This window comes from Microcoleus sp. OTE_8_concoct_300 (genome assembly GCF_031383065.1).
Lineage (GTDB): Bacteria > Cyanobacteriota > Cyanobacteriia > Cyanobacteriales > Microcoleaceae > Microcoleus.
In genome coordinates, this window is sequence record NZ_JANMZH010000940.1 from 1 (window position 1) to 19679 (window position 19679).

Annotated in this window: 14 protein-coding genes and 1 tRNA gene; 9 read left to right on the forward strand and 6 right to left on the reverse strand. The window is 45.0% G+C overall.

Translation table 11 applies throughout. The features are described from left to right. Positions 1-197: 197 nt before the first annotated feature. From ACUVJL_RS39930 to ACUVJL_RS39940, 3 genes are all read right to left on the reverse strand, one after another. A complete protein-coding gene (locus ACUVJL_RS39930) occupies positions 198-1076 on the reverse strand; it encodes a leucine-rich repeat domain-containing protein (protein ID WP_445250885.1) in 879 nt (292 codons plus the stop codon). A 260-nt stretch (positions 1077-1336) separates the two neighbouring features. After that, complete coding sequence (locus tag ACUVJL_RS39935) at positions 1337-1528, reverse strand: chlorophyll a/b-binding protein (protein ID WP_333134938.1); 192 nt, start codon at positions 1526-1528, stop codon at positions 1337-1339. Between the two features lie 94 nt (positions 1529-1622). Continuing rightward, complete coding sequence (locus ACUVJL_RS39940) at positions 1623-2639, reverse strand: succinate dehydrogenase/fumarate reductase iron-sulfur subunit (protein WP_445250886.1); 1017 nt, start codon at positions 2637-2639, stop codon at positions 1623-1625. A 237-nt stretch (positions 2640-2876) separates the two neighbouring features. Between ACUVJL_RS39940 and ACUVJL_RS39945 the strand changes: the two genes are divergently transcribed. Beyond that, positions 2877-3119, forward strand: coding sequence for a hypothetical protein (locus ACUVJL_RS39945; protein WP_445250887.1), 243 nt, complete (start codon positions 2877-2879; stop codon positions 3117-3119). 454 nt (positions 3120-3573) lie between these two features. Here ACUVJL_RS39945 and ACUVJL_RS39950 read toward each other — a convergent pair whose 3' ends face one another. Beyond that, a complete protein-coding gene (locus ACUVJL_RS39950; protein ID WP_445250888.1) occupies positions 3574-3714 on the reverse strand; it encodes a hypothetical protein in 141 nt (46 codons plus the stop codon). Between the two features lie 381 nt (positions 3715-4095). Here ACUVJL_RS39950 and radC point away from each other — a divergent pair, with 381 nt between their 5' ends. The 6 genes from radC (at position 4096) to ACUVJL_RS39980 (ending at position 11266) form a co-directional block, all read left to right on the forward strand. Next, on the forward strand, positions 4096-4827 hold the full coding sequence (radC, locus tag ACUVJL_RS39955; RefSeq protein ID WP_445250889.1) for a RadC family protein: 732 nt from the start codon (positions 4096-4098) through the stop codon (positions 4825-4827). A gap of 317 nt (positions 4828-5144) precedes the next feature. Next, the gene (locus tag ACUVJL_RS39960; protein ID WP_015176985.1) at positions 5145-5483 is read left to right on the forward strand and encodes a DUF1815 family protein; all 339 of its coding nucleotides are present in this window, start codon (positions 5145-5147) and stop codon (positions 5481-5483) included. 705 nt (positions 5484-6188) lie between these two features. Beyond that, a complete protein-coding gene (locus tag ACUVJL_RS39965; protein ID WP_333439188.1) occupies positions 6189-6668 on the forward strand; it encodes a DUF4079 domain-containing protein in 480 nt (159 codons plus the stop codon). Between the two features lie 199 nt (positions 6669-6867). Further along, positions 6868-9480 (forward strand): ComEC/Rec2 family competence protein, encoded by a 2613-nt coding sequence (locus tag ACUVJL_RS39970; protein ID WP_445250890.1) that lies wholly within the window; start codon positions 6868-6870, stop codon positions 9478-9480. A 60-nt stretch (positions 9481-9540) separates the two neighbouring features. Beyond that, positions 9541-9627, forward strand: a tRNA-Ser gene (locus tag ACUVJL_RS39975). 394 nt (positions 9628-10021) lie between these two features. Beyond that, complete coding sequence (locus ACUVJL_RS39980; RefSeq protein ID WP_445250891.1) at positions 10022-11266, forward strand: RNA-guided endonuclease InsQ/TnpB family protein; 1245 nt, start codon at positions 10022-10024, stop codon at positions 11264-11266. A gap of 595 nt (positions 11267-11861) precedes the next feature. Here the strand turns inward: ACUVJL_RS39980 and ACUVJL_RS39985 are convergent. Both ACUVJL_RS39985 and ACUVJL_RS39990 read right to left on the reverse strand, forming a co-directional pair. After that, entirely contained in the window at positions 11862-17333 is a 5472-nt protein-coding gene (locus ACUVJL_RS39985; protein ID WP_445250892.1) for a trifunctional serine/threonine-protein kinase/ATP-binding protein/sensor histidine kinase, read from the reverse strand. Between the two features lie 849 nt (positions 17334-18182). Beyond that, positions 18183-18464 (reverse strand): hypothetical protein, encoded by a 282-nt coding sequence (locus ACUVJL_RS39990; protein ID WP_445250893.1) that lies wholly within the window; start codon positions 18462-18464, stop codon positions 18183-18185. A gap of 283 nt (positions 18465-18747) precedes the next feature. On the opposite strand from ACUVJL_RS39990, the gene ACUVJL_RS39995 reads away from it, so the two are divergent. Further along, positions 18748-19074 carry a hypothetical protein gene (locus ACUVJL_RS39995; RefSeq protein WP_445250894.1) on the forward strand — a complete coding sequence of 109 codons (327 nt, stop codon included), beginning with the start codon at positions 18748-18750 and terminating at the stop codon, positions 19072-19074. A gap of 56 nt (positions 19075-19130) precedes the next feature. Further along, positions 19131-19259, forward strand: a complete 129-nt coding sequence (locus ACUVJL_RS40000) for a hypothetical protein (protein ID WP_445250895.1) — start codon at positions 19131-19133, stop codon at positions 19257-19259. Positions 19260-19679: the final 420 nt, after the last annotated feature.

A 19679-nucleotide genomic window follows, 5' to 3' on the forward strand; every position in this document is an offset into this window, starting at 1 on the left:
TTATTTCAACTTACTTAGTTTAGGTAAATTTGACAAACTTCTGTAATGCTAAAACTGCATAATTTCAGCCCAAAAGCGTTTCGCTTCCAAGTTTTAACAACAGATAAAAAAATCCGACCCACATCTGCGGAATGTGGGCTACAACACGCTGTTTGCAATACCGATCGATCAGACTATCAATAAGCTGGTATCTTTTTTTAGGGGAGAGGTAAGTAAGCTTTTGGCAATCTGGATGCCCACTTACAGATAGACTCTGGCTTGAGAGGGCAAGTTTCCGGAGCGATCGGGTTTTCGTTTAGATAGAGTTCAGTCAGGTTAGTCAAGGATTCTAGCGGTTTGATGTCACTGATTTGATTGTCTTCGAGATAGAGTTCAGTCAGGTTAGTCAAGGATTCTAGCGGTTTGATGTCACTGATTTGATTGTAGTCGAGATAGAGTTCAGTCAGGTTAGTCAAGGATTCTAGCGGTTTGATGTCACTGATTTGATTGTAGTCGAGGGAGAGAATAGTCAGGTTAGTCAAGGATTCTAGCGGTTTGATATCGCTGATTTGATTCTTGTCGAGGGTCAACACAGTCAGGTTAGTCAAGGATTCTAGCGGTTTGATGTCGTTGATTTCATTGTTTTGGAGGTAGAGCGTAGTCAGGTTAGTCAAGGATTCTAGCGGTTTGATGTCGTTGATTTCATTGTCGTAGAGTTCGAGCTTAGTCAGGTTAGTCAAGGATTCTAGCGGTTTGATGTCGCTGATGTCATTGGTGGAGAGGAAGAGTACAGCCAATTTAGTCAAGGATTCTAGCGGTTTGATGTCGCTGATTCCATGGAAGTTGAGATTGAGTTCCGTGAGACTCGAAAGTTTCTGATTAGCCGCCTCGCATTCAGTAGTCCCTGCTGTGTTCAACAGTACCTCAACAGTAAGTTTAGCTTCAGGACTCAAATCAGCTTTTTCACGACACCAATCAGTAAATGTTCGTTCACTGTTTCCCGGTTGCGTTTCGGCGGCTTTCGCTCCAAGTCCATTTCCACATAATGTTAGACCGATCGCACTACAAGCAACTACTATCCACTTTGCTAAATTCATATATTTGTATGCCACTATAAATGTTATAATATCCTACCTCTAATTTGATATAGCCTTTTTCAATAAAGTGAGGTACACACCCCTCGCAACTGATGCCCTATGCCCACGGAGGCCTATGCCCACGGAGGCCTATGCCCGCGAGAGCACCTCATGTTACTGAAAAAGGCTATAAACTGTATTTTAAATAACTCTTACAAATCAAAAGGAAGCTGAAATATAGATAATTTTTCAGCTTCCTTTTTTAATTGATTTTGATTACTTTAACGCAAGCCCAGCCAGGTGAAAAAATCCTGGCGGGTAAAGAATTCTAGCAGCAAAAGTGCCACGAATCCCACCATCGCAAATCGTCCGTTGATTTGTTCGGCGTAGGCACTCCAGCCAAAGGCTGGTTCTACTTGCTTTGGAGTATTTGGGGTTGTCGGTTTTGGGGATGGAGGAGTTTTAGCAGTCATTGAAAAGTTTTAAGTTTCGTGTTTTGAGTGATGACTTTTGGGAAGCTTTGCGATCGCACAACTTGTAATTTACCAGGAAAATGACAGCCGATCGCTAATCTGCTGAGTTTTCTAAATTTTGAACCGATTCGATCAGATTTCGCACAGTTTCGGTACCTTCTGAAGGCTCAAAAAACAGCGGGAACTTGCCGCGAGCGATCATTCTCAAACCCAAGGGGCCCAGACTCAGCAAACCTTTAACGTCGCGGAAGTAGTTTCCTACTACTTCGATGCCAAATTTGCGCTCGTCTATCCAGCCGCCTTCTTTGACCAGATCGATTAAAACTTTGCGGTGGCGGATCGATCGGCTCGCTTGGTCATCTTTGCGATCGAGAATCTCTTGTTTAATCTTACCAATTTGATCCATCGGCGCAACTTCCATCGGACAAACCGAGTTGCAGTAGTAACAGCGGGTGCATCCCCAGACGCCAGAGGTGCCTTCGTTGTATTTTTCGAGCCGATTTTCGGTTTCGCTGTCGCGTCCGTCGGCGATCGTGCGGTAAGCTTTGGCGAGGGCGTGGGGACCGACAAATTCCGGGTTGACTTCGCGGGCGTTGCACTCAGAATAGCACGCACCGCAGAGGATGCAGTTGCCGGTTTGGTCGAGTTTCGATCGCTCTTGTGGAGTTTGCAGAAATTCGCGTTCTGGAATTGCTCGCGAGGCTGTGCTGACATAGGGCTCCACTGCTTCCAAGTTGTCCCAAAAACTCGTCATGTCAACAACCAAATCTTTAATTACCGGCATATTTCCCATTGGGGCTACCGTGATTTCTGGGATGAAATCGGCAGGCTTTTCTGCTGAGCTGGAATCAGCTATTTTTTCCAGTCTTGCGAGTTCGCTGGCCACATTTTCTTTGCAAGCTAATGCCGAGCGACCGTTAATTCGCATAGAACAACTGCCGCAAATTGTATTGCGGCAATTTTTGCGAAAAGCTAAAGTGCCGTCCTGTTCCCACTTGATGCTGTTGAGGCAGTCGAGGATGGTATTGCTCTCTTCCACCTCTAGGGTGTAAGTATGAACCCGGGGAGCCTCGTTTTGATTTTGGCGGACTACGTTAAAGCGGACTTTCATATTTTGAGTGAGGAATTTACTTTCTATTTTAAGCTGAATTTTCGGGTTCTTTTAAAAGCTATTTTTTTTACAACTACCTAAAGTAAGAGATTTAACCGATTTTTATTATTTCTTAATACAAGCTAATAAGTCCAAAGTCATAAATTCTAAATTGTAACTTTTTTTAGCGGATTATTTGACCTATTAATTGGATATAAAAGTAATTGAGCGCTGCAGTTCGCGAGTCGGAGGTGCCTTATGTCCAGCTTGTTTGTATTAACATTCATGTTTTCAACGCCGGCTTTTTGTCTGGGTCTGCTAAATCCTCAATGGGTGGGACTGAGAACTCGCAAGCGAGCGACTGCCTTGTACGGCGGGTTGATGGCAGTTTCGTTCCTTTTGGTTGGGGTTACAGCAGGTAAGCCGCCACAAGCAGTTTCCTCGGGGCTGCTGGCCTCAACTGAATTGGCAGAATTTAGGGTCAGCGCACCTTTGTGCTGAACCTAGGGTGCTGAGTTCCCACCTCACTTTTCTGGCAGCGTTACAAAGAATTTTACCAGGACTTGAACCTGGAGGGCGAGAAACCAAGTTTTTTTAATTCACATTCCGCACCCCTACTGTTTGTCGTTAACTCTCTAATTTTGAGCCCTCTCAGTGCTGCAATCCCATCAATGCTATTATCAAATCTCAAGGTCTGCGCAGATTCTGGAGAAATTAGTGATTTTAAATTGTGGTTGGCTATTTGTTCGATGTGCATGACTATACAGTTATCTCACCTCGAACAAGCCAACAACCTTAAATAATCATTATCATATAGCTCCCGAATAAATGAATTTTATTTAAATATTATTATTAAATTCTTACCTTTTGAGGTCACTAGGAATTTATCTCATCAAAAGATGTGGTATTCTTAGATTCACACTCTCCTTTTTGACATTTAATTGTATAAGATTGCTCAATTTTTTTGACCGGGTTCCCAGTTGGGACTTGGCGGCGACATCTGAGCTTTGAAATAACCGAAGGCTATTGCTCCTACCATAGTAAAAGCTAACCTTGCGATCGCCTGTGGACTGAATTTCTCGGGAGTGAATTTCATTTTGTTTTCTCCCTAGTTGTTTACCTACGGTAGTTCCGGCATTAGTCCGATGCTAATCCCGCCTCGGATCGAGCTTTATACTGGGTTCACGGCGACTAATTAGTTTTTGAATCGAAAACTAATTAGTCGCCGTGAAAGTAAATCAACTTGCTAGGGAGATAAGAGCCTTTTGTGTGAGTAAAACTCGCGTGATTTCTTAAGCGTAAGATTAACAAATATATTCGATTTTGTCAAGGTTAGTGGGGAGAATATCGCTCGCGGGATGCCCACTCCAACGATCTGTTAATGATGAAGGCTTTTTTCGGTGAGTGTACCAATTGAAGAACGCAAATCGATCGGCTAAAATCATGTAATTGTTGAGCTTTCGGTACTGGTGCAGCTATGACTTACAGCTTGAGAATTGTCGATTTGCCAACGAGTGAACGGCCGCGGGAGCGACTGATGGCGGGTGGCCCGAAAAGTTTGGCGACAGCGGAATTGATTGCAATTCTGCTGGGTACGGGTCAGGGACAAGGCAAACTTTCCGCCGTCGGACTCGGACAGTATATTTTAAATCAGTTGAGTTTGCATTCGCGCGATCCTCTGGCTGTGCTGCGGAGTATTAGCGTTCAGGAGTTGACGCAGATTCACGGGATTGGCCCTGCTAAGGCGACTTCGATTTTGGCTGCGGTGGAGTTGGGGAAGCGGGTGTTTCAGTCGCGGCCGCCGGAAATGGCTGTGGTGGACTCTCCGCAAGCGGCGGCGGATGCCCTGAGTCAGGATTTGATGTGGCAGTCTCAGGAACGTTTTGCTGTGGTGCTGCTGGATGTGAAAAATCGGCTGCTGGGTACTCAGATAATTACCATCGGCACAGCAACGGAAACTTTGGCTCACCCACGGGATATTTTTCGGGAGGTGATCCGCCAGGGGGCGACGCGGGCGATTATCTCGCACAATCACCCCTCGGGGATTGTGGATCCAAGCCCGGAGGATATTGCTTTGACGCGACAGTTGCTGGCGGGAGCGCAGTTTTTATCGATTCCGCTGCTCGATCACTTGATTTTGGGGAATGGCGATTTTCGCAGCTTGCGGCAGACAACGACGCTTTGGGACGAGTATCCCCAGGGCGATTGAACTCTTATACTTAACTAATTTCATTGCTATCATTAGTTATTTGTATCTTTGGGCTCTGTGACGGCTGAATCAGCCGTCACAGCAAGCAAATTTTCAGGCTGGAGTCCGGGGCGAGAGCGTGTTTTGGCTGAATGTCGCTGCTGATACTTCGTTTCGAGCGCAACTCGGTTAATCTAGTATAGGTAAGCTGAAGAGGTCGCTAATCCGATTTTTTTTGAGCATACTAAACGTATACTGAACCAGCACCTAAATACCCACTTATTAAGAAATTATTAAATGGGATGTAAAATACACGGTGTGGTGATAGGAGGAGAACTGTGTTTCTGAGACTTGCAGAACAACACCGTAAATTCGTTCAAGATTTGGTAATGAACCTCCAAGCTTTAGCGATCGTGCTAGAGCATCGGGGTTATCTGGCATCCTGCTACACTTGCGGGGGTCAGATGAACAGTGCCTCATTTATGGTCAGTTTGACGGACAACCATCTGATTCGATTTTTAGTGTCAGATTACGGTATCACTTGGACTGAGATGCGGGACGACCGCGAACTCATGAAACTAGAAGGTGCAGAAGCTATTAATCAGTTACAAGAACTGGCAAATCTCGTAAAGTATCAAATCCAACCTTCGGAAGCTACTTTAGCGACGGCGCAGTGAGTTTAGCGATTGCACGGTTCCGAGGAAGGCGACGCAAGAAAGTCACTTCTTGTCTGCTACAACCGAATCCCCAGCGAGTTAGTTGAGAGGGTTAACGCGTTGCACAGCGATGGCTGCTCAACAGACAAGGGTGCTTTCAGGGTGCCTTCAGACAGTTGAGCGCTCAGTCGATCGAAGTGGGCCGGGGCAGACGGCATACTTTATGCAAGAAGTCTCAAACTTGGAACCTCTAGTTTTTTTTTCAGCAGTTGATTCTCCCTTGAGAGCGATTAGCAAAATGTAGAAGTGCGACTGCTCGTCGGCTGCGATGTTAATTTCTCACTTTGGCATTCAAAAATCAAGGAATTGAAATTAACTTTGAGCAGGCAGGTAAAATTTAACATCCAGAGTGAGGATGAGGCTGTGAAGATTGGGCGAAAGGTAGCCCCTGGGCTGTAACGTGCTGCGGGCGAATTGCGTTTATTTTTGCTCTTCGATTTAGCTGATAAAGCTAAGAATTAACTTCAAGCAGCATCACTGCTGTAAAAATCTCACAGCCGGCTAAAGCCGGCTAAGTTTTTCGTAGATCTAGGCTTCGGGGCAATGTTTGGCCCTCAGGTTAAACGGCTCTTTGAAGTGCGCGATCGCGGTTGCTACACTAATATTTTATAATATTTTAATGATTAGTCCGAAAATATTTATCGCCAAGTTTGGCGTCAGTATCAAATGGTAAATTTAAGCGAACTTCTAGAACCCATCGCCAGTCAATTTCGCAGTCTAGGAATTCCCGAACCAATTACCCATTGGGGACACCCTGTAATGATGGGGATCGTGGTGGTGGCGATGGGCAGTTTTGTCGGGTATACGGGATGGCAGGGACGTTTAGCCGCTGATAAAGATGTCGCACTCAAAAGTCGCTCGGATCACCGCAAGCTTGCACCGTGGATGTTTCTGTTTCTAGCTTTGGGCTATACAGGTGGCTTGCTGTCGCTGGTGATGCAGCACCAGCCAGTCATGGAAAGTCCGCATTTTTGGACGGGTTCGGCAGTGCTGGTTTTGCTGGCTATTGGCAGCTTGATTTCGCTGACGGGTTTTGGAGGCAATAAGCTAGCACTGCGCGCGGTTCACGCTTATTTAGGCACGACGGCTCTTGCACTTATGGTGCTACACGCGGCTTTCGGTTTAAAATTGGGCCTGTCTATTTAGAAGAGGAAGAGGAAGGGAAAGAATGTAAGGAAAGAAATTTTGCTATAACTTACGCACGGGTAGCCAGAAACCGGGTTTTTTACCCAAATTCACGGCGTTTAGCTTTTTACTCGGGTTGACAAACCCGGTTTATTGGGTAAGGAGTGCATAAGTCCGGCATCGATTTTCCTGAAATATTCCCCCTCTGAATTACTAATTAATGAATCAAGCAACGGGTGTCATTTTCTGTCTAGCTTACATTTTGGGATTGATTTCTACAGGGGTTCCTTGGGGTAGATACGGGATACTTGCTTTGGGAATAGCGGTGGCGATCGCCCTGCCGAAATTGTTGCGAAAGTTTACTAAAAATTCTGTCAAAGTTACTAAGAAAAGACGCAGCCGAAAAAAAGAAAATGCTCTTGAAGAACCCTTAGATGCCAGGGAAGAATTGAGTTTGTTGGAAAGGCTGCCGAGAGCGAAATGGGTGTGGGCAGTGGCGGGTTTGGTGGCATTTTTAGCTAGCGTTTATTTTGCAGTTCGATCGCCCCAACCGGCAATTAATGACATCAGCAAACTGATTCCGGCTGGCGGCAACACTCAAGAAGTGGCGGTGACAGTTCGCGGTAGAGTGGTCAGTACGCCCCGATTGACTCGATCGGGTCGATCGCAATTTTGGCTAGAAACAGATTTGGTTAGCGAAATCAACGGCGGTGAGGGAGGAGTAGTTGTAAACCGCCCAGTATCCGGCAAACTCTACGTTACAGTGCCGCTGCTGCAAGCAACAAGTTTGTACGCCGACAATACGATCGCAGTTGTGGGCTCCTTGTACCAACCGCAGCCACCGTCGAATCCGGGGGCTTTTGATTTTCAAGCATATTTAGCCAGAGAAGGAGCATTTGCAGGGCTCAAAGGGCGTCAAATTGACTGGAGGAGAGAAAATGCGATCGCGGATGTAAATCGAGTTAACAACCAAGCGGATGTTTTCTGGGAGCCCAGCGGGATGCGGCCATCGACAATTCAAGCGATGCGGCAGCGGATCGTGCGATCGCAACTATCGCAGTTGAATGTTCCCGAAGGGCCCTTGATCAGTGCGATCGCCCTCGGCAAACAAGCAGTCGATTTACCTTACAACATCCGCGACTCTTTTGTGCAGGCTGGATTAGCCCACGCGATCGCCGCTTCCGGCACTCAAGTTTCGATGGTTTTGGCTTTAGTTCTAGCTTTAACCAGGCATTTTTCCAAACAATTGCAATTTAGCTTTGGGGTCGGTGCTTTATTTTTGCTCGTGGGGTTAACTGGCTTTGAAGCTTCAGTATGCCGCGCCGCTTTGATGGGATTTGGAACACTATTTGCTTTGGTGCTGAACCGCCAAGTTAAGCCGCTGGGATTGCTGTTAATCGCTGCTACTATTTTACTGCTAGTTAACCCTTTGTGGATTTGGGATTTAGGTTTTCAACTGAGTTTTTTGGCGACTTTGGGGTTAATAGTGACAACGCCCCCGCTGATGGCAAAGTTGGACTGGATGCCGCCCGCGATCGCTTCAATTGTTGTAGTTCCAATCGCCGCTTCTGTTTGGGTGCTGCCGCTGCTACTTTACGTTTTTAGTGTGGTATCACCTTACAGCATTTTAGTCAATATTATTGTGGCTCCTTTGCTGTGGATTTTGAGTATTGGGGGGATGATTAGCGCTTTAGCTGGATTGATTTTTCCGCCTGCTGGCAGTGTTTTAGCGCAACTGCTGGATTATCCGGCAAAAGGGTTAATTGCGATCGCCGAATATTTCTCGCAATTACCCGGTAATTCGGTAGCTGTCGGTCAAGTATCGGTGTTTCAGCTAATCGCACTTTACAGTTTAATTTGCTGGGTTTGGATCGGGGGAAGAAGTTCGGCAACCAGCACTGTACGGGATTTAACGGAGGTCAGGAACAAGCAACAAGCAACAAGCAACAAGCAACAAGTCCGAGGAAAAAAACCAGAAAAGGGGAGAGGGAAGAAGGGGAAAAGCAGAGTTATTACGCTGCCTGTTTTTTCTTCGGCTTGGATTTTACCCCTGGCGGTTGTGGCGGGATTGGGTATCATAGTTTTGCCAGCTTGGCACGTTCAAGCATCTTTATTTCAAGTTACTTTGTTGGCGACATCTGGTGAGCCTGTTTTCGTAATTCAAGAGCGGGGAAAAGTGGCGCTAATTAATAGCGGTGATGAAAATACCGTAAGGTTTACAGTGTTGCCTTTTTTGCAGCAGCAAGGAATTAATTCGGTGAATTTTGCGATCGCCACTCACGGTCATTTAGGTTTGAGCGGCGGTTGGGGAAAATTACTAGAACGCTTGCCAATTAAAACATTTTATGATAACAACGCTCCGAAACAAATTCACCGTGGCAGCAATCAGGAATTTATAACGGCTGTGCAATCTCGCCTTGGCGTTTACTTTCCTTTAGAAACTAACAGTACAGTCGATCTGGGTTCGACGCGGTTGCAGTTGGTGAATGCGGAGATTCCGGTGGTAGAATTGCTCGTGGGCGATCGAACTTGGTTGCTCGTCGGTGAAATGACACCGGAAGCGCAAACAAAATTGGCAGCAACGGGAACATTGAAGCCGGCTCAAGTGCTGTGGTGGTCGGGAAAAACCCTGACGGCTGAGTTATTAAGCGCAGTGGGGCCCAAAGTGGCGATCGCATCTGCTAACGAAATCGACCCAGAAACCGCCGCCCAACTGCGCCAAAGCAAAACCCAAATATTCTGGACAGGGCGCGACGGAGCCCTCCAGTGGACGCCAGCAGCGGGATTTAAGACCACTCTGGAATCAGAAGAAAATCAAACTTCTTTTCTGTAAAGATTTACAATGTGGCGCACTGTGCGGTAAAATACATTTAGCTCACATCTCAAATCAATTGGAGAGGTGGCAGAGCGGTTGAATGCGGTAGACTCGAAATCTACTTTAGGGGTGACTCTAACGTGGGTTCAAATCCCACCCTCTCCGTACATCCAAGCATCAAGTGGCAAGCGCGCACCTCATCAACGTAGGGTGCGCGCACCTTATCATATTATCAATTGCCCTATCAAAAATTAGTTAGGGCTTGCTGAAAAAGTCTACAGAGTCAATAAGCTAGCGCCACACAGCTTAAAAAATATTAAGTTTGTCGCTTATTTCTCAAATTTACCTTGCAGCAGCAGAAGGCTCACACCATAATCTTTGATTTGGTGTCAGATGAATGCGAGGCAAGTTGAGGAGGATTCCGTGACCAATGCTGAAAGCGAGGGAAGGGAATCACGACGAAACAAACAAATCTCTCACGTAACTTAACAGTAACTTTATACACACTCTGGAAAAGTGTGTTACCATGAATGTATAAACACGGTAGAGGTCGTAACCAGTGTATCACGCAGTCAAAGTCAGAATCTATCCTAGTCCAGAGCAAGAACAATATTTAGCTCAAACGTTCGGTAATTGTCGTTGGTTATACAACTTCATGCTGAATAAAACCACGACTACCTACAAAGAAACTGGAAAAGGTCTTTCTAAAGCTGCAATGGATCGATTGCTTCCTGATTTGAAACGTGAATTTGAATGGTTGGGAATTGCCTATTCTCAATCTCTTCAACGTGTCACGTTCAATCTTTCGACTGCTTTCCAAAACTTTTTTGAAGGTCATGCCAAATACCCAACTTTCAAGAAGAAGTTCGGTAAGCAGTCGGTAGGATATCCTCAAAACGTCACGCTACTAACTGAGGAAAAAGCAATCAAATTCCCCGGCACATTGGGAACTGTTAAAACCGTATTTCATCGTGTTCTTCCCACGGGTAAGCAAGGTTGTGTCACTGTCTCTAAAACCACTGAAGGTAAGTATTTTGCATCGATTATGTTCGAATTTGAACCAGAAAAAATCGTTGCGGAAAACCCTGCTATCGGTGTGGATTTAGGGCTGAAAGACTTCGCAATTACCAGTGAAGGCGAGAAACACAACCAAACTAAACCTGTACAACGCAAGCTGAAAAAGCTTGAACGAAACAAAAAACGCAAGCAACGTAAACTTGCACGTAAAAAAGGTACGAGCAATCGCAACAAAGCGAAAAATCTCGTTGCGAAAGTGTGTGCAAAGATCGCGAAAATCCGCGAAGACTTCCTACACAAGCTATCCCGCAAAATAGCCTACGAAAACCAAGTAATTGTGGTGGAAGATCTTGCAGTCAAGAACATGGTCAAAAATCCAAACCTAGCCAGAGCAATTTCTGATCGAGGTTGGGGAATGTTTTTGACGATGCTCAAATACAAAGCAGAAAGATACGGTCATGATTATGTCGAAATTAACCGTTTCTTTCCTTCGTCTCAGCTTTGTGCTGAAACCTTGCTACCCATTCCAGAACTTCAGAAAGGTTTTGATAGCTTGAAGGTTCGGTTTGTAGACTGTCCAAATTGCGGAAAAAAACACGATCGCGATATTAATGCAGCGATCAACATCAAAAATGAAGGTTTGCGGATGTTGGCGTTAGGAACTAGCGCTACTGCCATCGGAGGGGATGTAAGACCAAAACGCTCTGGACGTAAAAAATCCACGGTTGTTGAGGCAATCTCCCGTGAGGATGGAAGCCTACACCATACCCTAAGCGGTTTGATGTAGGTAGTTCACCCAGCAACTTCCCACGAAAGTGCAAGGGTTTTGAGCCTCGCTTATGCTATAACTTGCACTTGCGGGCGTCAAAAAAAGATTAAAACCTTTATCTGGCTTGCCTTCTGCTTTTATTCAGCAAGCCCTCGTTAATTCAAATAGAGTTTTCAGCTAGGAAATTCAACTTTATAATCATGAAATTCTACTCCACAATCTCACTAGCATGATAGCTGTTTTCCTTTCGGGAAGGTAGAGGCTTAGAATCTCAAGGGAACTCTTAACTCAAAACCGGGCACAAAAAAAGGGAAGAGTGTCTATAAAGCAGGCGGTTGCAAACCGCTGTCTCAATCACGAAAAAGGTGCGGGCCCAAGATGGGGGAATTAGTTTAGATTCTTTCTTTCCCTAGTCCGTAGTCGTTAGTTCCTAGCAAGAGAACCCCTAGCCTCTTGCTGGTTCCCCGTTCCTCGTTCCCTCTTTTTTCTAATAACCTATCTCGTAGTTGCCAGGCAGCGCTAATTGCGATAATTGCGCTGAAGCCCTACTACCAACTGCTCACACCGGAATACAAATCATATCATGTCCGGTCGAGCGACCGGGATATTATGGTTAATCGATCGGACATGATATCACAAACTCCGAACCCTGCCCGAGGGAGGAATTCACTGTTAATGTACCTCCATGTTTTTCCACAACAATTTGGTAGGCTATCGACAATCCTAATCCGGTTCCTTGACCCACAGGCTTGGTTGTGAATAAGTGGTTAAAGATGTTTTCCTTGACGGAGTTCGACATCCCCACTCCATTATCCTTAATCCGAATTAAAACCTGATTTTGGGATTCGCTCAGAACAGTTTGAACCGTGATTTGATTCGGTCGAGCTTTAATTTCACTAAAACAGCGCCCCTTATTTGACTCCTCCAGAGCGTCAATGGCATTAGCCAGTATATTCATAAATACCTGGTTTAACTGTCCGGGAAAGCATTTGACTAGGGGCAATTTACCATAGTCTTTCACAACTTCAATGGCAGGGCGGAACTCGCTGGCTTTTAAACGGTGCTTGAGAATCAGCAGAGTGCTCTCGATTCCATCATGAATATTGAAAGAAACTGGTCGATCGCTATCGGCCCTGGAAAACGTTCTCAAACTTGTACTGATATTGCGGATGCGATCGACTCCTTCCTGCATCGATCCAATCAATTTTGGCAAATCTTCTCGCAAATACTCCAAGTCCATATCCTCAATTTCTGTTTCAATTTCCCGTCCCGGATTGGGAAATTTTTCTTGATACAAATCAATCAAGTTGAATAAATCCCCCACATATTCTTGAGCAGGTTGTAAGTTGCCGGCGATAAAGCCTACGGGATTGTTAATTTCGTGGGCTACCCCTGCGACTAAATTTCCCAGAGCAGACATCTTCTCATTCTGTACCAGTTGCAGTTGCATCTGCTTGAGATCCCTGAGATAAAGCTCTAGTTTTTGGGCATATTCCTGGGATTGCTGATACAGTCGGGCATTCTGTAAGGAAATTGCAGCTTGGGAGCACAGGATGTTGAGGATGGCGACGCGATCGCTAGTGAATATCCCTGTTGCTAAATTATTTTCCAAATACAAAATCCCCATCATTTTTCCTCGCTCGCTGATCGGAGTGCAAAGCAGGCTCTGAGGTTGGTGTTGGATCATGTAGGGGTCAGATGCAAATCTTGGTTGATTGCTAGCATCATCAAAAATCAGGGTTTCTTTTGTACGTTTGACGTAGTTGATCAGCGTCAGAGGAATTACTTCGCTCTCCTCAACCGGAATTGATTGCAGAAGGCAGTCTTCACGGTTTGTGCAGTGAATGTTTATCCTCCAGTTTCCCTCTTCATTCAAAATTAATGCTCCGCTTTGTGCTCCGGCATTCTTCACCACCACTTGCATGAGGGTAGTCAGCAATTGATCGAGTTTTATTTCGCTAGATAGAGCTTGAGAAGCTTTGATAACTGTCGGCAAATCTACTACCCCCCAACTGCTGGTGCTACCGATAAGTGTTCTATTCGTGTTAGATAGGGATGATTCACTGCAGGAGATGTGACTTGTTTCGGTCGGATTCTGGCGAGTTCGCTCCTGTTGCAGGATCGGAGCAAGTAATTGGGGATAGCGCTGTTCTAGATGGTCAATCTTTGCTTTTGCTCCCCAACGAGCGTAAGCATAGTAAGCATCTATTAAATAGGGTTTGGCTAGTTTTTCTTTACCCCATTCCAAGTAGAATTTAGCAGCGAGTTCGTGAGCTAGAGCTTCCTCGTTGAGGTATTCGTTCTCTTTGGCGAGGGCAATAGCCTTATCGTACATCTCGATCGCTTCTATTTTTTCGCCTAAAACCCGATGCCGTTGGGCCTCCACTAGATAAAATTTATGCAGATGATTCATGGGGGCATGATGCGCCCATTTCTGCATTTTTTCTTGATTAGCTTGTACTCGGTCGAGAAGTTCCTGTTGTTCAGACTGTGGAGTATCGGCATACACTGCCAGCCGCACTAGAGAATCGTAGAAATAGAAGACAGCAATAGTTAGCTGCCCTGAAGCTGCGCTCAAATAACTTTCTATTTCAGCACTACTTTTCAACGCTTCCGGGTAATTTTCAAACAGATAACAAAGCACAATTTTATGTATGTATACGTAATGAATTTCCACGTAATTCTTGGTTTGCTGATATAGTGGCAGCATTGTCTCTTCGTCGTAGACTTCTCCCTTTAAATGGCATGGATTTTCGCTTCTTCCTATCAAGTTTAAAACGGCTTGCCAACAAATTTTCTGATAAGAAAGTGCTGATTGTCGGTTAATTTTACTAATCGCATCTGCATTGGTTGCTATTTCTAGTTCGAGTTGCGTTAGTTGGTTGCCAACAAAATATGAGTAACAACTGTATTGATAGATAGCATAACCAGCAAATTCTAACTCTCCGGTTTCCAGCCCACAAGTATAATCTGACAGCAAAGGTTTTAAAGTATTTCGGATGTGTTCTTTCCAAGGTTGAATACTAGAATGCACCATTGCGGATGTCTTGGCTTGGATTTCTTTGGCATTCAACTTTGACACGAGACGTAAAGCCATTTGACCGAACTGATAGCCCCGCTCAATATCTCCCATGCCACAGAGAAAAAAACCATATAACGTATAAGCATAGGGAGACACAGAAGCATTCCCATGTTGAACGGATAAATTAACCTGTTTGCTCACTATTAAAGGCACTAGGGACGGCAGCGCTATGTAGGCAGAAACAAATATACTTAACAGCATCTTTATAGTTGCCAGTTGATGAGGATCTGTCATCAGAGGGATATCTATTAAGTCCTCAGTTCGCTTGCCGCTCAAAATAGACGCGGTTTCCCCTAATGCCTGCCCAATATCAGCCGGATTCGGTTCGGAAGGAAACTCTACCCCCAACTGCTTTAAAACTGGTAATCCCGTATTCAGGACTTCCTGTAGCTTATTTTGCGCCATATAAGCTTGCATCTGGACTTCATATACCTTCACTTTGTCCAGTAGCGTTTTGGCGCCGTTTTCCACGACTGATGCTAATTTTTCCATCTGGTCAAAGTCACCGTTTAGATATGTCGCCTCTGCTGCTTCTGTATACAGCGCTAATGTTAGTTCGTATTGATTCTCCCAACTATTTGCTGTCAGTAATTCCTTGCCAACATTGAAATATTCAACCGCACTAGAATAGCAGGTAGCAGCTTTTGCTTTCTTTCCAGCAACCAGATTTAAGTGTGCTAATTGCTCCCGTTCTGCCTCCGGGGTAATTAGCTCAACTCCTACATTTAAGTGATTGACAATATCAAACATTCTTTCTTCTCGATCGGCTTCTGGCGTATTCTTTAACAGCAGTTGACCGATTTTTAAGTGAGTAGAGCGCTTTTGGTCTTCAGGAATGAGAGAATAGGCTGCTTGTTGGACGCGATCGTGTAAAAACTTATATTTGGGTAATTGGTCATCGGTAATTGATAATTGGTCAGATTCCTTCCCATTACCGATTACTAATTCGCTATTCCCCTCTGCTTGATAAAACTTATAAACTTCGGTAATGGGTAAAATTAGCCCGTCTTTTAGTGCCTTCCATAAAGCTGTTGCGGTTTCTACTGGGGAATTTTCATCAACAATTGCTAAATTCCCTAAATCGAACTGATTGCCAATACAAGCAGCTAACTTTAAAACTTCCTGTGTCTGGGTTGGCAACTTTCGCAACTGAACTGCCATAAATTCTACTACATCATCTGTTAGTGCTAAGGTTCGCACTCGGGCAATATCGCACTGCCAATACCGCTCTTCAAAATTAAATTCAATTAGCCCATCTTCATGCAAAGATTTGAGGAATTGTGTGCTGAAAAATGGATTGCCTTGGGTTTTCTGATAAACGAGTTCTGTCAAAGGCAGAGCCAACCCTGTAGAACAAGCTAGAGTATCGACAACTAAACAATTTACGTCTGCTTGAGCGAGGGGAGCTAAGGTAATAGTATTCACCTTTGCTTCAGTTTTTTGAATCTCTGCTAAGGTCAGCATCAATGGATGTGCTGGAAAAACTTCGTTATCCCGATAAGCTCCAATTAATAAGAGATAGCAGTTATCAATGTCGCTCATCAGCAGTTGCATCAATTTCAATGAAGCTGAGTCTGCCCATTGCAAATCGTCCAAGAAAATTACTAAAGGATGTTCTTTTTTTGTAAATAGCTGAATAAATTTTTCAAAAAACAAATTAAAGCGATTTTGCGCGGCACTGCCAGAAAGTTCTGGGACTGGCGGTTGCTGTCCGATAATACGTTCAAGTTCGGGAATTACCTCAACAATTACCTGAGCATTCTCGCCCAATGCTGCCAGGATTTGACTCTTCCACTGCTCAACCTTAGCGTCGCTTTCCGAGAGCAATTGTCCCATTAAATCGCGAAAAGCTTGTACAAAAGCTGAGAAGGGTTGGCTGCGCCCAAATTGGTCGAATTTGCCTTTGATGAAGTAGCCTCGCTGTCTGACTATTGGTTTGTGCACTTCGTTGACAACAGCGGTTTTGCCAATGCCGGAGAAACCGGCAACGAGCATCATTTCGGTGCTGCCGGCACTCACGCGCTCGAAGGCCGATAGCAGGGAGAATACTTCGTTTTCTCTACCGTATAATTTTTCTGGGATGATGAAGCGATCGCACAAATCTCGCTGCCCTAAATCAAAGTTAGTCAGCGTCCCTGTCTCTTGCCACTGGCCTAAGCAAGTTTCTAAGTCATACTTGAGTCCTAGGGCGCTTTGATAGCGAGCTTCAGCATTCTTCGCCATCAGTTTGCTGACAATCTTCGACAGCACCAATGGAACGTTCTGGTTGACTATTGAGGCTGGGATAGGTTGTTTGGCGAGGTGGCAGTGTACCAAATCCATTGGGTCATCCGTCTGGAAAGGTAACTTTCCTGTTAGTAATTCGTAAAAGGTGACTCCCAGCGAGTAGAAATCTGTGCGGTAATCAATGCCTCGATTCATTCGCCCAGTTTGTTCGGGAGATATGTAAGGTAAGGTGCCTTCGAGGACGTTGGGATTTTGAATTTCTTGGGTTTCGCGCGGCAGCAGGGAAGCGATGCTAAAGTCAATCAGCTTGACTTGTTTGCTGCTGGGGTTAATTAGAATGTTGGCTGGTTTGAGGTCTTTATGGATGACGTGGTGGCGATAAAGTCCGTCGAGGGAGTTGGCAATTTGAATCGCCATGGGCAGAAACTCGCTAACGGGCAAGCCTTCTAGCGGTTCCTTGCTCTCGGATACTAGACGAGCGAGGTAACTACTTAAGGAAATTCCCCCAAAGTCTTCCATCACCAAAGCATAGTGGTTCTGGTAAGTCTCCAGGCTGTATGCCTTGACACTGCCGGGGATCTCTAAGTTTTTAGCAATGACGTACTGGTTGCGGAAGTGCACCAGTTCGTTGAAGCAGGGAAAGTCATTTCGCAGCAGTTTGATCACGACGGGCTGCCCATTTTCCGAGCGAAGGCCGCGATAAACTAGAGTTCGAGTGCCTGCGTATATTTGCTCGTTAATGTGATATCCGAGAAAAAGATTTGTTATGCTAGCCATACCCAGTTATTCCTACTGCTTCTGTCAAGTCTGAAGCTTTTTAGAGTTACTATCTACTATTGTGACTCTATCTGCGGTGCTATTCATTAATTACATTTTTCTTAACATAATTTGAAGAATAAATTATGATATAGCGATTTAAAAAACCCGACTTAATATTTTATGTAAGAGCTGTTGATACTTCAGTTGAGACTAAGTAGAAAATGACTCCGCGAACCCTGATTGAACGACAGCAGTTCATTGAAGAGGAACTTCCGAGGCCGATCGGGTACTTAAGAGTGTTTTTGAAACGGATGCTAGAAGGCGATCGCCTATAATATCTAATGTCTAGTTTAGCTCATAATTTAATGCCATCAGTACAATTCGCGCGGCTCAGGATTTAAAGCCGCAAGCAGAGGAAATCGAGTTTCTGCGCCCGATTGCTGCTCACTTGGGAGTCGCCCGCAAGCAAGCTTAATTATTTGCCTAGATGCCACAACAACCTGTCCAGCTCTCTGAAGTGAATCAGGTATTAAATGCCAAAGTTCAGAAGCGGACAATGAAACTAACCCAAGTCAATCACCCACTGCAAGCAGAGATTAGGGTTCGCCCACCATCGAAAGCGGGCTCTGGCAATTATTGAGGAAGCGCCCTTCTTGCGAGTCGGCTAAGTTTTTTTGACTGATAAGACTTACGCACCGGAAATCAGAAACCCGGTTTTTTTACGAAAAAACTTGGTTGGTACTCGAAGATGAGGTAAAAAACCCGGTTTCTTTGGTATGTGTGCGTTGAGGACTGACCGATCGTGTAATTTCAGGAGAGGAATTACTGATTGACAAATTAAACTTAATGTATTCCGTCAGGAATTAGTCACTGCTGCCGTAGGCGGAACAGGGCCCCTTGAGGGATCGCTACGCCAACGGACGATCGCCCCGACGCTTTCCGATCGCGGCTTTCATTTCGGTGAGCTAAAAAACCCGGTTTCTGAGCGGCAAGGTGCCTCCAGGAGGGGCATAAATCTCTCAGAAAGCGGGTTTCTGAGCTTTTGCGTACAATGCTGTCTCTTTCTGCGTAACATCCCTCCTGCTTGCTCTCCAAAGGCGTAAACTTGATGCTCGATCGACCTATGATCTGAATTTTTATTATTGGCAAATTGCAATTCTCGATGCAAGCGAACTCAGTAGCCAAGTCGCAAATTGATTGAGCTTTAATCGCCACCGGGCCCCAAGCCCTGACTCCAATATCACACATATTGAAAAAAAGCAACAGCAGGCGGGATAAAATTTTAGCATTTGATCGGATCGGCGAATGGCTGACTCAGTGGCGGAGGCAATTTGCAGCTTGAGAAATTGGGTATTTACGATCGCCCTCCGTGCACCACCGAGAGCCCAACCCTTAGGAATTGCGGAGGTTTGCCGAAAATCGCTCCTCGGAATTGTTTCCCCCCGAAGATTTGCCCGGAAGTCGGTTATTTGAGGAATTTTGCGGCGACACAATTAAACGGTGGCAATTAGGCGATCGAGTTATCAAAGCAAAAGTAACCCGCATTCAGCCGAAATCCGGCCGTTTCCGCCTGTGGTTTGAAGACGGAAAAAGTGCGATCGCCCGCCGAGTAATCGTCGCCGCCGGCAGTAGAAAACCGCATTTAAGCTGTCGCACATTTAAATTGCATATTCTCCGCGGGCGGGACGCCCACGCCACAAGAGTTTTATTGTTTTTTGACATACAATTTAAATCTAGAACAGCTTACCAGCGTGTGTAAATCAAATTCAAACACAGCATCCCGCCGAAAGAATTCGGCACTCCCATCAAGTAGATTTGCGAAATTTACAATTGCACGGAGAACAAATATTAATTGTCGGCGGCGGACTAACCAGGGGACATTTAGCAGTAGGATCAATTGCCAGAGAAGCCAAAGTCCTGTTACTGTTGACTGTTGACTGTTGACTGATAACTAATGACTAATGACTAATGACTAATGACTGATGACTAATGACTAATGACTGATGACTAATGACTAATGACTGTTGACTGTAGAAGGAGGGGTGGAAAAACTCAATGGTTGAGTGTTAACTGTTGACTCTATTTTATTATTGTGATGCAACCGGAAACGATATGAGTAGTCATCAGTTATTTTTTAAGCTGTTGTAGATTTAAATTGCATATTTCTAGCGGCCGGCGTCGGAGCAACGAGCCACTTAGGGTTTGAGTATTTAGGGCTTGCTGAATAAGTAGTTAAGCAAAATTAATTACACAAACAAACATTATGATACAATAAGACTATTGAGTTGTGCGGAGAGATATTGTGTATGTTTTTACTTAGAGATGTTAATCCACTTTCATTTAAATTACTAATCCGAATTTATC

Excerpts from the sequence above, each read along its gene's own strand:
- ACUVJL_RS39930 (WP_445250885.1), bottom strand. The coding sequence starts at position 1,076 with ATGAATTTAGCAAAGTGGATAGTAGTTGCTTGTAGTGCGATCGGTCTA.
- ACUVJL_RS39935 (WP_333134938.1), bottom strand. The coding sequence starts at position 1,528 with ATGACTGCTAAAACTCCTCCATCCCCAAAACCGACAACCCCAAATACT.
- ACUVJL_RS39940 (WP_445250886.1), bottom strand. The coding sequence starts at position 2,639 with ATGAAAGTCCGCTTTAACGTAGTCCGCCAAAATCAAAACGAGGCTCCC.
- ACUVJL_RS39945 (WP_445250887.1), top strand. The coding sequence starts at position 2,877 with ATGTCCAGCTTGTTTGTATTAACATTCATGTTTTCAACGCCGGCTTTT.
- ACUVJL_RS39950 (WP_445250888.1), bottom strand. The coding sequence starts at position 3,714 with ATGAAATTCACTCCCGAGAAATTCAGTCCACAGGCGATCGCAAGGTTA.
- radC (WP_445250889.1), top strand. The coding sequence starts at position 4,096 with ATGACTTACAGCTTGAGAATTGTCGATTTGCCAACGAGTGAACGGCCG.
- ACUVJL_RS39965 (WP_333439188.1), top strand. The coding sequence starts at position 6,189 with ATGGTAAATTTAAGCGAACTTCTAGAACCCATCGCCAGTCAATTTCGC.
- ACUVJL_RS39970 (WP_445250890.1), top strand. The coding sequence starts at position 6,868 with ATGAATCAAGCAACGGGTGTCATTTTCTGTCTAGCTTACATTTTGGGA.
- ACUVJL_RS39985 (WP_445250892.1), bottom strand. The coding sequence starts at position 17,333 with ATGGCTAGCATAACAAATCTTTTTCTCGGATATCACATTAACGAGCAA.